The 13,900-nt window shown below is 72.5% G+C and carries 5 protein-coding genes; 3 read left to right on the top strand and 2 right to left on the bottom strand.

Annotated features, from left to right (window positions below; all coding sequences use genetic code 11):
* Positions 1–400: 400 nt before the first annotated feature.
* Together D0T12_RS18725 and D0T12_RS18720 are read right to left on the bottom strand one after the other, a co-directional pair.
* Positions 401–2,437, bottom strand: coding sequence for a RiPP maturation radical SAM C-methyltransferase (locus D0T12_RS18725; protein WP_158581538.1), 2,037 nt, complete (start codon positions 2,435–2,437; stop codon positions 401–403).
* Between the two features lie 79 nt (positions 2,438–2,516).
* The gene (locus tag D0T12_RS18720) at positions 2,517–2,756 is read right to left on the bottom strand and encodes a ferredoxin (RefSeq protein ID WP_117401110.1); all 240 of its coding nucleotides are present in this window, start codon (positions 2,754–2,756) and stop codon (positions 2,517–2,519) included.
* Positions 2,757–3,121: 365 nt separating this feature from the next.
* On the opposite strand from D0T12_RS18720, the gene D0T12_RS18715 reads away from it, so the two are divergent.
* From D0T12_RS18715 to D0T12_RS18705, 3 genes are read left to right on the top strand one after another with little or no spacing between them, the layout of a single operon-like run.
* Positions 3,122–9,196 carry a non-ribosomal peptide synthetase gene (locus D0T12_RS18715; protein WP_158581537.1) on the top strand — a complete coding sequence of 2,025 codons (6,075 nt, stop codon included), beginning with the start codon at positions 3,122–3,124 and terminating at the stop codon, positions 9,194–9,196.
* Between the two features lie 5 nt (positions 9,197–9,201).
* Positions 9,202–9,984: a thioesterase II family protein gene (locus D0T12_RS18710; RefSeq protein WP_117400868.1), complete on the top strand. Its 783-nt coding sequence runs from the start codon at positions 9,202–9,204 to the stop codon at positions 9,982–9,984.
* A complete protein-coding gene (locus tag D0T12_RS18705) occupies positions 9,981–13,829 on the top strand; it encodes an SDR family NAD(P)-dependent oxidoreductase (protein WP_117400867.1) in 3,849 nt (1,282 codons plus the stop codon). The genes D0T12_RS18710 and D0T12_RS18705 overlap by 4 nt, the downstream gene beginning before the upstream one ends.
* Positions 13,830–13,900: the final 71 nt, after the last annotated feature.

The following is a 13,900-nucleotide window of genomic DNA, read 5'->3' as shown; positions in this document are numbered from 1 at the left end:
CACCTCTCATTCGCCGCCGACCTCGCTGCTGCCAGGCAACAGACAATCCTCGCAGCCGCCCCCAAGATCATGTTTTTGGGGGCGAGGCGGGCACGTGGGCTCGGCCCTGCGCCGCCTCGACGGTCATGCCGCGTCCGCCCCGCTCGAAGGGCCGGCGAAGACCGGGCTGCTGAGAGCGATCTGCATCCGTCGCGGACCTCAGAGGGCCGGCCGCAGAGGTGGCCGCCGGCCGTCCGCACGGCATCTCGACCAATTCGAACGGCTAACGAGCTGAGCCCTGACCGTTCGCCTGAATCGGCTCGCCCCGTTCGTCGTGGCCCAGCGCATTCCGCTCGGCATATGGTCCGCGTCCGATCGTTAGATACGAGCCCACTCTTGTCCGGGCTGTTCGGTGGGTGGGCTAGCTGGCGCAGTCCGAGGGTGGAGTTCCTGTCGTGGGTGACGCGCCGGCAGGGGAAAGGAGCGGTAGGTGAATGCGCGGCTGTTCCGTGGAGGTGTCCTCCGGGTCTTCGTCGTTCTCCGTCTCTATCGTGACCAGGCTGATGACGGTGCCGTTCTCCTCGAAGAGGAACTTGCGGTGTCGGAGTTCGGCCAGTTGCGCGTGCACCTGGTCGATCGGCAGGTCCAGTTGCGACGCGAGCTTGTCGGGACGGGCCGGGGAGGTCAGTCGGCGCAGCATCGCTTCCGTCTCGGAGTCGATCGGTGACCAGCGGCGCGTGCCTGATCTGGTGTCCAGGACGCCCGACCTCCCTTCGTTCTCGGTGAGCACCAGCCGGGGCGGCGGTCCGTTCCTCCAGGCGGCGCGCCAGGCGTCGGTCAGCCGCCGCAGCTCGGTGATCCATTCGATCGACTGGACCTGGTACGGCGCGAGGTTCTCGTCGACGAAGAAGTAGGCGAGGTCCTGGAGTTGATCGTCCGGCACGACGGGATAGGCGAGCCGGTAGAAGTCCAGCGGACGCAGGTCGAGGCCGTATTCCTCGCTCTTCGTGAAGTACGGGCTGTACCGGTCGAAACGCACCAGGAACGTGCCGTCGGGCGGTGGTAGATGGACCAGGTGGGAAAGCTCCCGAGCGTATTTACGGTAGACGTCCTCTTCCTCGCCCGGAAAGCCGATGAGGAGATTCCACACCGGCACGATGTCGTACTTCAAGCACTTCTGCAGAAATTGCAGATTGAGGAAAGACGTGGTGCCCTTGCCCATGAGTTTGAGCGTCGACGTCGCCAGCGCCTCGATGCCGGGCTGGACCTCGCGCACCCCGGCCTGGGCCATCGTTTGGAAGTCGCGGTCCGCGATCGGCACCTTCACCTCGTAGAACAGGGTCACGTTCGGCGGCGGGGCCAGCCGCGGCAGCACGTCGCGCAGGTAGTTGCGCGGCATGATGTTGTCCGTCCCGTGGAACGACGTGCACCAGGGGGCGAACTCGAAGAGCCAGTTGAGCTGCTCCAGCGCCTTGTCGGGGGCCATGGCGCGGAACCCCATGCCCATGCCGTTGAGGCCGCAGAACGTGCAGTGCGACCGCTGGCCCCACCAGCAGCCTCGCGACGTCTCGAAGTAGAGGGTCGGCCGGTCCGTGCCGCCGCTCTCACGCAGCGCGTCCTCGGAGTGCTTGAACTTGTCCACGAAGCTCTGGTATTCGGGCTGCACGTAGTCGTCGATGTCCCGGTCCCGGCCGATGGCGCCGCGGAACCGGTCGGTGGCAACGTTCCGCCGGCTCATGATCCCCGGAATGTTCTCGGCCAGCTCCGGCTTGCCGTCCAGGACGCACCGCACGAACTCGGGGAAGGTGTGCAGAGCGGGCCCGGAGAAGATGAAGTCCAGGGCGGTGACGTTCTCGGCCAGCACCGCTCCCATGGGGGCCTCGCAGTTCGCCCCGCCCATGATCGTAAGGGTGTCCGGGCCGCGCTGTTTGATCAACTGGGCCAGCGCGATGCTCGGGATGCTCTGGGAGAACATCGAGGTGAACCCGACGACATCGGCATCGGTCAGCCGGTAGTCGGTGATGACGCCGTCACAGAACTCCGCGAGCCGGCTCCGGATCCGTAGCAGGTGGGCCCGGAAATCGGCGGACCTGTCCTCGGCGAAGTATCGCTGGAAATAGGCCGAGGCGTTGTCGGCGGCGTCCGGGAAGGCCAGCTGCCGGAAGAGCCACTCGCCGATCCCGGTGGTCAGATTGTTGTATTCATTGGCAAGCCGATTGTACTCGCCGGCTCCGAAGAAAAGCGCAAAGTCGATGTTGACGTAGCAGATGTCCACCTGCACCGAATCGCCGAACTCGCGCCGTGTGTGCGCGGCGAGCTGGCTTAACGCGACCGATGGCCGGTACCAGTCCGCGAAAGGCATGTTGATCAGGGCGATCCGCATCGTGCCCTCCTTCTCCCTGCCGAGCCGGAGTCGGCGCTCCGAGGCTCGCAGATGTAAAATCGACATGCAAGACATGAATGTGCGATTGAGCGGAGTTCGTTGCTGCTCTTTTCTGACGCGGCCGGTTCGGGGCTCTGTTCCGGCGGCACCCGCCTCAGTGCTCGCGGGGTGCGAGGACGGTGCCGGTGCGCTCGTCATGGACGAGGATCGCCTCGACGGGGCAGTTCTCGCTCGCTTCGAGCACGAGGTCGTCGTCGACATGGCTTCGCATCGGCCGCGAGATCCGTCCGTCGAGCCTGAAGTGGTCGGGGGCGATGCCCGCGCACATGCCGGAACCGATACAGGCGGACGCGTCCACTTCGACCCGCCAGGGGCGATTGCTTGTCTCTGCCATGAGCGTCTCTCCTCATGTTCGCGGCGCCTCGGACCGGCGGTGGAGAAAAACCGTTCTGCCGCCGCGACGGCTCTGGACGCATGTTCCGCCGCCGACGGTATGCCATGGCCCGAGTCGGTGGAATAGCCGCGATGTCCTGGCGACGGGACAGCGGCCGGATGTCTCGGCGGGCGCGTGCCAGGTGATCCGTGCTTGACCTCAAAGCGCGGGCACTGGACAGTGGGAATTCAAGAGAGACCGGGTGTTCCCCGCACGGATAACGCTTTTACCGCCGCCCGATGATGGTTTTCCGGTTCGACCGGGGCGAGGTCCGGTCGAGCCCGTGCTGCTTTTCTTTCTTCTCCGTTGCATTTCACGGTGAGGTGATGGACGTGCGACGACCGTTGCATCCGGGTCCCACGCGGGAGGTGAGCGGCCCGGAGGCCGTGCCCGGCCACCGCACGAGCGTGCCGGCGCTCGTCGAACGCTGGGCGTCGGCGACGCCGGACGCGGTCGCCGTGACGTTCGGCGCGGAGTCGGTCACCTACCGGGAACTCGACGAGCGGGCCGAGGGCCTCGCACGGGCGCTGGCCCGCCGCGGGGCAGGACCGGAGTCGATCATCGCCGTGGTGCTTCCCCCGTCCGCGGACATGGTGGTGGCGCTGCTGGCGGTGCTGAAGGCCGGCGCCGCGTACCTGCCGATCGACCCGCACTACCCCGCGGAACGGATCGCGTTCATGCTGCGCGACGCGGCGCCGGTGCTGCTGCTGACCACACCGCGGGCCGCTGCCGACCTTCCCCACACGTGCCCGCACGTGACGCTGGAGGACCTCACGGCCGAGGCTGCCGCCGATGACCGGTCGGCGCCCGTCCCGGCGGCGCATCCGGACCGGCTGGTCTACGTCATCTACACGTCCGGCTCAAGCGGGAGACCCAAGGGCGTGGCCGTCACCCACCGGGATCTGGCCGCGTTCGCCACCGACCCGCTATGGCGCCGGGAGACTCAGGCGAGCGTGCTGCTGCACCTGCCACTGGCCTTCGACGCTTCCGTCTACCCGCTGTGGGTGCCGCTGATCAACGGACGCCGGCTCGTCGTCAGTACGGCGGCCGAGCTGACGCCGGGGTCGCTGGCCGCGATGGTGGCCGAACACTCGGTCACCGCGGTCATGCTGATCAGCTCGGTGTTCAACCTGCTCGTCGAGGAGGACGTGCGCTGCCTCGCGGGAATCCGGGACGTCGTCCTCGGCGGGGAGCGGGTCTCGCCGCCGTTCGTCCGGCGCGCCCGGGAGGCCTGCCCCGGAACGGCGTTCGTGAACGCCTACGGCCCGACGGAGAGCACGGTGTTCGCCACGGCCCACATCCTGGAGCCGGCATCGCCGACCGACCCGGAAACCGGCACGGCGCCCACGGACATCGAGACGAGTGGGGAGATCCCCATCGGGCGCCCCTTCGACGGGATGCGCGTCGAGGTGCTCGACGCGAAGTTGCGTCCGGTCCCGGCGGGAACGTCCGGCGAGCTCTACATCGCGGGCGTCCAGCTCGCGCGGGGCTACCTGAACCGGCCGGCGCTCACCGCCGGGAGGTTCGTCGCGTGCCCGTCCGGGCCTCCCGGGGAACGGATGTACCGCACGGGCGACGTGGGGTTCCGTACGCCTGCCGGCGTCCTCGTGTACCAGGGGCGGGCCGACGACCAGGTGAAGCTGCGGGGATTCCGCATCGAACCGGGCGAGATCGAGGCGGCCCTGCTGGCGCACCCCGCGGTGGCGCACGCGGCGGTGGCCGTCCGTTCCGTGGGAGGCTCGGGCACGCACCTGGTGGGCTACGTCGTCCCGGCGGACCCCGAGACCGACACCTGCGACGCCGGGCCGTTGCGGGGGTTCCTGACACGCCGGCTGCCGGAGTACATGGTGCCGACGGCGGTCATGACGCTGGACCGGCTGCCCCTGACCCCGAACGGGAAGCTGGACCGGGCGGCGCTGCCGGAGCCGGACTTCGGCCCCACGACCGGTTACCGCGCGCCCCGCGCCGCACGCGAGCGGGTGCTCGCGGAGCTCTTCGCCGAAGTGCTGGGGCTCGACCGGGTGGGTGCCGACGACGACTTCCTCGCCCTGGGCGGCGACAGCATCCAGGCGATCCAGGTGGCGGCCCGGGCCCGGTCGCGGGGTCTCGTCTTCGGCGCACGGGAGGTCTTCCAGCAGGGAACGCCCGCTGCTCTGGCGCGGGAGGCGGAAGCCATCGGCCAGGGCGGGGCCGGCGAGGTCCTGAAGGAGCCGGCCGGCGGCGGCACCGGGTGGATGCCGCTGCCACCGGCGGCGCGGTGGATCAAGGAGGCCGGCGCCGGGTTCGAGCGGCTGGCGCAGGCGATCGTGCTGGAACTGCCCGCCGGGATCGACCGGGACGGGCTGGTGACGACGCTCGACGCCGTCCTTGACCGGCACGACCTGCTCCGCGCCCGCCTTGAGCCGACCGGAGTCGTCGTGGAACCGCCTGGCCGGGTCCGGGCCGACGGTCTGCTCCGAAGGATCCAATGCGCGGGGCGGTGGGACGAGGAGTCCTGGCACCGAATGCTGGAGGCCGAGCTGCGCGCGGCGGCAGAGGGCATGGACCCCGAAAGGGGCCTGACGGCGCGGTTCGTGTGGTTCGACCCCGGACCCGGAGCCGGCCCGGGTCGGCTGCTCGTGGTGGTGCACCATCTGGCGGTCGATGGAGTGTCCTGGCGGATCCTGACGCCGGACCTCGCGGCGGCCTGGCGGGAGGCGCGGGCGGGAAGGGCGCCGTCTCTTCCTCCCGTGGTCACGTCGGCCCGGGGCTGGGCCTACGCCTTGGAGGACGCGGCCGCCGGCGAGGAGCGCATGGCCGAGCTTCCGTACTGGCGCTCGGTCGTGGACGGCCCGGACCCGCTGCTCGGATCGCGCCGGCTGGAACCGGCCGTGGACGTCATGGACACCGTCGAAACGGTCCGGGTCGTGCCGCCGTCCGACGTGACGCGGGCGCTGCTGACCGCGCTTCCCGTGGCGTTCCACGGCGGCGCCGCCGACCTCCTGCTGGCCGCGCTCGGCCTGACGGTCCTGCGATGGCGCCGCGGGCGCGGGGAGGACGAGCGCTCGGTGCTGCTGAGGCTGGAGGGCCACGGCCGAGAGGAGGAGATCGCACCCGGGGCGGACCTGTCGCGCACCTCGGGCTGGTTGTCGAGCGTCTTCCCGATCCGCCTGGACCTGGCCGACGTCGATGTGGACGGGGCGTTCACCGGGGGACCGGCCGCGGGCGTCGCGATCAGGACGGTGAAGGAGCAGGTGCGCGCCGTCCCCGGCAAGGGCATCGGCTATGGGCTGCTGCGCTACCTGAACCAGACGACCGCCCGGGAACTGCGGAAGTACTCACAAGGTCAGATCGGGTTCAACTATCTGGGCCGCTTCACCACCTCCGATGCGCACGGGCAGGGCTGGGCGCCCACCGGCGACATCGTCGAGGCGGAGACGCTGGCTGCGCTCGACGCCGGCCGCAACCCCGCGATGCCCGCCCTGTCGGAGCTCACCGTCACCGCGCTCGTGACCGAAGGCGCGGAAGGGCCACGGCTCGTCGCGACGTTCACCGCGCCCCGCGGCGTCCTGTCCCCGACGGAGTTGCAGGAGCTGGCGGATCTGTGGAACGTCGCCGTGGAGCGCCTGGCCGGGCACGCGTGCGAGCCTGGCGCGGGCGGGTTGACGCCGTCGAGCGTGCCGCTGGTGGCGGTGGAGCAGGACGAGCTCGACGCCTGGCGCAAGCGCTGGCCTGGCCTGACGGACGTGTGGCCGCTGACCCCGTTGCAGTCCGGGATGCTCCACCACACGATGCTCGCCGGAGACGACGACGTCTACCGGGTGCAACTGGTGATCGACCTGGACGGTCCGGTCGACGTCGCGCGGATGCGGGCGGCGGCGCGGTCCCTGCTGGACCGGCATGCCGCCCTGCGCACCGCGTTCGTGCTCACCGACGCCGGGGACTGGGTCCAACTCGTCGTCGCGAACGCCGACGTGCCATGGAGAGAGGTTCGCCTGGCCGGCGGTGAGGTGTTCGACCGCTTCCTGGCCGAGGACCGGCTCGAGCCGTTCGACCTGGCGGAGCCGCCGTTGCTGCGGCTGACCCTCGCTCACGTCGGAGACGGCGGGGCCGCGCTGGTCCTCTGCGCGCATCACGTGCTGTTCGACGGGTGGTCGGAGTCCCTCCTCGTGCGCGACCTGCTGCGGCTGTACGGCGGGGATGCCGCTGCTCCAGCACCGGGCTCGTTCAAGGACTTCCTCTCCTGGCTCGGCGGGCAGGACCGGAAGGGCGCGGCCCAGGCATACGGGCGGGCGCTCGCCGGCCTGCGCGAGCCCACGCTGTTGGCGCCCTGGGCCGCCGAGGCGAACGGGCCCGCGGGCTTCGGGGAGGTCGCCGTCCCGCTGACCGGCGATGAGGCGGACGCCGTCGCCCGCGAGGCCGCCGCGGCGGGCTGCACCCTGAACACCGTCGTCCAGGCCGCGTGGGCAGTCGTGCTCGGCCGCTTCACCGCGAGCACCGACGTGGTCTTCGGCGCCGCGGTGTCCGGCAGGCCGCCCGCCGTGAACGGGGTCGAGTCGACGGTCGGGCTGTTCCTCAACACCGTGCCCGTCAGGGTCCGCTGCGGACCGTGGGACACGCTCGCCGGGGTCGCGGCGGAACTCCGGACAGCCCAGACCGCCCTCCTCGACCACCACCACTGCGGTCTTTCGGCCGTGCACGAGGCGACCGGGTTCGATGTGTTCTTCGACACCCTCGTGGCGTTCCAGCCGCACCCGGGTGGCGGCGCCGAGATCGCCGCCGCGGCGGGCCTCTCCGTCACCGGATTCCGCTCCATCGGCGGGTCGCACTACCCGATGGTGGTGTTCGCCGAGAACGAGGGGCGGCTCCGGCTGCGGATCCAGTACCGGAACAGCGCGTTCGACCGGGCGGTGGCCGCCCGCGTCGCCGAAGCGTTCGGTCGCGTGTTGCGGGCGTACGCCGACGACCCGGACCGGCGGGTCGGCGCCGTGGACGTCGAGGCGAGCGGGCCCGGTGAGGCGTCCGCCGCCGGGACGGACGGCACCGCGCTCGCGGAGCTGGTCGAGCGCCGCGCGGCCGCGGCCCCCGGCGGGGTGGTGCTCACCGCCGAAGACGGCCCCGTCACCGCGCGGGAGCTGTGCACCAGGGCCGGGCGACTCGCGCGGGAGCTCGCCGGACGCGGCCTGGGACCCGGCTCCGTGGTGGCCGTCCGCTGCGCCGGCGTGGCGGACGGCGTGGTGGCGCTGCTCGCCGCGCTCAAGGTCGGCGCCTGCCTGCTGCCGATCGGACCGGGCGATCCGCCCGCGTGGACGGACCGGGTCCTGGCGGACGCACGCCCGGACGCGGTGATCGCCGGCAGCGGCGGCACGGGCGGCGACCGGGCGGTCGCGCGTGTCGCCCGTCCGGTCCGTCCCGGCGACCTGGCCTACCTGTGCTATCTGCCGGACGAGGCGGGCGAGCCCTACTGCGTCGCGATCACGCATGGCGGGATGGCGGCCGGGATGCCGCCGCCCGCGCCGAAGGCGGACGGGCGGGTGGTCCTCGGCCCCGGCGCGGACCCGCGGGAGGCGCTGCTGGTCCTCTGCGCCGGGCGTGACGTCCACGTGCGGTCGGACGCGCCCGCGGCCGTCGAAGCGGTGCGGCCGCGGGCGCGCCTGCTCGGCCCCACCCTCGCCCCGGCCGGGCCGGGCGCCGTGGGGGAGCTGTACACGATCGGGGAGTTCGCCCGCGGCGTCCTCGCGCGTCCCGGCCCCAGCGCCGTGCGGTTCGTCGCCGATCCCTACGGCCCGCCGGGCGACCGCATGTTCCGCACCGGAGTGCGCGCACGGCACGGCACGGACGGACGGCTCGAACGGCTCGACGGCGCCGGGACGGGAACGGCCGAGAAGGCGGCCGAGACCGTCCTGCGGTCCCACCGCCATGTGGCCGAGGCGCTCGTCGTGACCGGAGAGGGCGGCCTCACCGGATACGTGATGCCGGCCGGCGGCCACGAACCCGACGTCGAGGAGCTGCGGGACCACGTCGCCGCGCGCCTGCCCGCGCATCTCGTTCCCGCCGCCCTGCTGTCGCTGGACCGCCTGCCGGTGTCCGCCGCCCCCGGTCACCGCCGGGACGCCCCCGGAGCCGGCCGACGGGAACCGCGGGACGAGCGCGAGGGCGTGCTGGTCCGGCTGTTCGCCGAGGCCCTCGAAAGGGAGTCGCTCGACGTCGACGACGACTTCTTCGCCTGCGGAGGCAACTCCCTGCGGGCGACCAGATTGATCGGCCGGATTCGCAGCGAGCTGGGCGCGCGGGTGTCGATCCGCTCGGTCTTCGAGTACCCGACGCCCGCGGGGCTGGCCGCGCGCTGGGACGACGTCGCCACGGCGGGCGGCCCCCGGCCGCGCCCGATCACCAGGACCGCCGCGGCGAGCGAGGAGTGACGGCGATGGACATCGAGACCGCGGAACTGGTCCCGGAGAGCCCGTACGTGTGGCGGGCGCCCCGGCCGGGGCATGCGAGACGGCTGATCTGCTTCCCCCACGCCGGCGCCGGCGCCGCCGCCTACGCGGACTGGGTCAGATGGCTTCCGCCCGGCGTCGAACTGGCCGCCGTGCAGTTGCCCGGCCGCCAGAACCGGATCGCCGAGGAGCCGTTCGCCGAGGTCGCCCCGCTCGTCAACGTGCTCGTCCACGCTCTTCGGCCCGTCCTGGACGGCCCGTTCGCCTTCTTCGGCCATTCCTGCGGCGCCGCGCTGGCCTACGAGCTGGCCCAGGCGCTGCGATCGCGCGGGCGGCGAGGGCCGGAGCGGCTGTTCCTGTCGGCGCAGCCGGCACCCGGCCGGCCGGGGATCCGGCGGCTTCACGACCTTCCGGACGAGGAGTTCCGCGCCGAGATGATCCGGCTCGGCGGCATCGCCCCCGAGATCGCCGCCGACGAGGACGTGATGGGGTCGCTCCTCGCGGTCCTGCGGGCGGACTTCGCCCTGTGGGAACGGCACCGGATGGAGCCCGGCCCGCCGCTGGACTGCCCGATCACGGTGCTCGCCGGCACGTCGGACCCGCGGGCGCCCGTCGAGACCCTCGGGGCGTGGCGGGCGTTCACCACCGCCGGGTTCGGCATGCGGCGGTACGAGGGCGGCCACTTCTACTTCCTGGAGTCGGTCGCCGACGTGGTCGCCTTCATCGGCGAGCGGACATTGAGCGAGGCCATGGACGGGAGAGCGCGATGACGGCCCGCGGTGCGATCGACCAGGACGTCCGGGACCGGGAACCGGTGGGCGACGACATGCTCCACGGCATCGCGACCGCCGTCGGCCGGGTCCCCGGTGTCGTCGACGCGGCCGCGGTCGTCCGGAGGCGGGTCCGGCGCGTCGCGGCGCCGAAGCCGGTCCCACCCGCCCCCGCACGCGTGGACGGCGCGCCCAGGCCGCCGGCCGAGCTCGACGGCGGCCCGCTCACCGTCCCGGACGGCGCGCCCGCGACACTCCAGGCGGCATTGCGAAGGGCCGCCGAGACGGCCCCCGACAAGGGCACGGTCTTCATCAGGCGGGACCGTGAGGACGAGACGCAGACCTACCCGGAGCTGCTCGCCGAAGCCGAACGCGCGCTCGCCGGGCTGCGCGCCGCGGGGCTGCGCCCCGGTGACTCGGCCCTGTTCGTCTTCGGCGACAACCGGGCCTACCTCACGGCCTTCTGGGCGTGTGTGCTCGGCGGATTCATCCCCGCGCCCGTCGCAGTCGCGCCGACGTACCGGTCCGCCAACGAGCCCAACCGCAAGCTGCGCAACGCCTGGCGGCTGCTCGGACGTCCGGTGGTCCTCACCGACGCGGCGACCGCGGCCGGGCTTGTCGGCGTCCGGCGGCTGTGGGACGAGCCGGACGTGCGCGTCCTCACCGTCGAGGAACTGCTCCGGTGCCCGCCGGACCACGCCTGGTTTCCGGCGACGCCGCACGACCCCGTCCTCGACCTGCTCACCTCCGGCAGCACCGGCGTGCCCAAGTGCGTCCGGCACACCAACGCGAGCGTCGCGGCCCGGACGCACGCCGTCGCCGAACACTGCGCACTGACCGGTGACGATGTCAGCCTCATCTGGATGCCGCTCGACCATGTCACGGTCGCGATGTACAACGTGCGGGACGTCTTCCTCGGGGCGCGGCACATCAACGCCAGGACCGACCACTTCCTCGGTGATCCGCTCCTCTGGCTCGACTGGATGGACCGCCACCGGGTGACCAACACCTGGGCCCCGAACTTCGCCTTCTCGATGGTGAACGAGCGCGCCGCGGACATGGCCGGACGGTCCTGGGACCTGTCGTGCGTGCGGGAGCTCGTCAACGCCGGCGAGCCGGTCATCGCCTCGACCAGCCACCGGTTCCTCCAACTGCTGGCGCAGCACGGGCTGCGGCCGGACGCGATCGTGCCGTGCTGGGGCATGTCGGAGACGTGCTCGGGGGTCACCTACACCCGGCAGAGCCGGGACGATCACTCCGCGGGCACCGTCACGCTCGACCCCGCGTCGCTCGGCGGCCCCGTCCGGCGGCTGCGCCCCGGCGACGCCGGTGCGGTCGTGCTGTCCACGGTGGGACGGCCGATCCCCGGCGTCCGCCTGTGCGTCGTGGGAGAGGACGGCACCGTGCTGCCCGAAAGGCGCATCGGCGAACTGCGCATCGACGGCCCCACGATGATGCGCGGATACTTCCGCAACGACGAGGCCAACAGCGGGTCCTACGACGAGAACGGCTGGTTCCGCACCGGCGACCTCGCGTTCGTCGACGACGGCGAGGTCGTCATCGCGGGACGGGTCAAGGACCAGATCATCGTGCGGGGGATCAACTACCTGGCGCACGAGCTGGAAAGCGTCGCCGGCCGGGTCGACGGGGTACGGGCCACGTTCGTCGCGGCCGCCGGGGTGCGCGAGCCCGGCGCCGAATCGGACCAGGTCGTGATCTTCTTCGTGCCGGATGAGGGGAGCGAGGGAGCGCTGCCGCGGATCGCCGAGGACGTGCGGAGCGTCCTCGGCCGGGAGGCGGGGCTGGCTCCGGACCTGCTGGTGCCGCTCGGCGAAGCCGAGTTCCCCAAGACCGCCAGCGGGAAGATCCAGCGGTCCGCGCTCGTCGACCGGCTGCGCTCCGGCGCGTTCGCGGACCGGACGATCACGGCGGCCGATGACCCGGCCGGTCCGGGCGTCGCCCGGCGGCAGTGGGCGGAACTGCCGGCGTCCACGGCGACGGCCGACGACGGCGGGGTGCGGCTGGTACTGGCCGAGGACGAGGATCTGCGGTGGCTGGGCGTCGACGGACCTTTCGTCGCGGCGCGCCGGGGCGGGGAGTTCGCGGAGGAGGAACCGGACCGGTACCGCGTCAGCGCCGCCGACCGCACGGACCTGCGCCGGCTTCTGGGGTCGGTGGCGGCGCGGCACGGCCGCATCTCCACGATCGTGTCCGCGCTGCCGCTGTCGTGTGGCGGGGACCATCTGGCCCGGCTGACGGCGGCGACCGCCGAACTGACCGCCCTGATCGGCGCGCTCGGCGAACACACCGGCGATGCGCGCGGCGGCGGCGAGGACGGGTGGCCGCTCGTGCTCGTGCTCACCGCCGGGGCCCTGCACGTCCGCGACGGCGACCGGATCGACCTGGGCGTCTGCGCCCTGCCGGGCCTGGTCAGGACGGCCGCCCGCGAGTCCGTGGGGCCGAGGGTCCGGCACGTCGACCTTCCCGCCGACCGCGGCGGGTGGGCGGACGGGCTGCGGGCGGAGCTCGCCGACCGGGACCGCACGGGAGTCGTCGCCGCGCGTGGACGGCGTCGCTGGCGTCCCGTGCTGGTACCCGTCGCCGAGAGCGGCGGCACCACGGCCCCCGTCGTCGTCGGCGGCCGGTACCTGATCACCGGCGGGCTCGGCGGAATCGCCCACGGCCTGGCCGCTCACCTGGTGGCCGCGTACGGTGCCCGGCTCCTCCTGGTGGGACGGTCGCCCGCCGAGGGGGAGCGCGGCCGGCGGCTCGCCGAACTCGCGGGCCTCGGCGAGGTCCGCTACCACCGGGCCGACGTCGCCGACCCCGGCGCGCTCGAAGCCGCGGTCGCCTCGGCCGAAGCGGACTGGGGCGGTCCCATCGACGGGGTGCTGCATCTGGCCGCCGCCGACCCGACCGGGCAGTGGGCGGACCTGGAACGGCACACCCTCGCCCGCGAGGAGGCGGCCACGTTCGCCGAGCAGTACCGCGCCAAGGTCGCCGGGACGCTCGCCGTGGCGCGGGTGCTCGAATCCCGGCCCGGCGCCTCGCTCGTCCTCTTCGGTTCGGTGAACGGCGAATTCGGCGGCCACTCGTTCGGCGCCTATTCCACGGCGAACGCCTTCGTCACCGGATTCGCCGACCATTGGCACTTCGAACGCCGCCGCGAGGTCCGCTGCCTGGCCTGGAGCATGTGGACGGGCGCGGGAATGAACCGCGGGCGCCCGGCCGAACCCGCGCGGCGCCGCGGGTTCCGTGACATCGACCCGGACGAGGGACTGCGCCTGTTCCTGGGCGCGCTGTCCTCACCCCATCATCATCTTCTGCTCGGTCTCGATCTCTCCCATCCGGAGATCGTCGAGGAATCGGCGCCGGACGGGTTGAGCGCCGGCGAGGTCGTCGTCGCCTACACCGCCGACGGCGTCCGCCCGGAGACGGTGCGCACGGCCCTCGACCCGCATGTCCGCGGCTGCCCGCTACCGGTCAGGCTGGTCGAGTTGCCGCGCATCCCGAGGGACGCCGGAGGCGCCGTCGACGCCGCCCGGCTCCTCCTCGACGCCGCGCCGCACGGGGGGAGACGGACGCTCGCCGCGCCCGTGACCGATCTCGAACGCAGGCTCGTCCGCATCTGGTCCGACGCGCTCGACCGACCGAAGGTGGGCAGAGACGACTCGTTCTTCGAACTCGGCGGCGACTCGCTGCGCGCGGCCCGGCTGCTCGCGCTGGTGGACGACCGGGTCGCGGTCCGCGTGACGACACAGGAGCTCTACGAGAGCCCCACGGTCGCCGGAATGGCGGCGGCGATCGAGCGGCACCGCTCCACCGTACGGCGGCGGCCGACCTGAGAAAGGTGTCAATGGACTGTTCGGCCGCGAAATCCATCAACGATGTTCGGCATTTCCGGGTCGGTGTGCGT

This window comes from Actinomadura spongiicola, from assembly GCF_003432485.1.
Taxonomy (GTDB): domain Bacteria; phylum Actinomycetota; class Actinomycetes; order Streptosporangiales; family Streptosporangiaceae; genus Spirillospora; species Spirillospora spongiicola.
The sequence above is the reverse complement of the archived record's forward strand: the minus strand, read 5'-3'. Positions and strand labels throughout refer to the sequence as shown.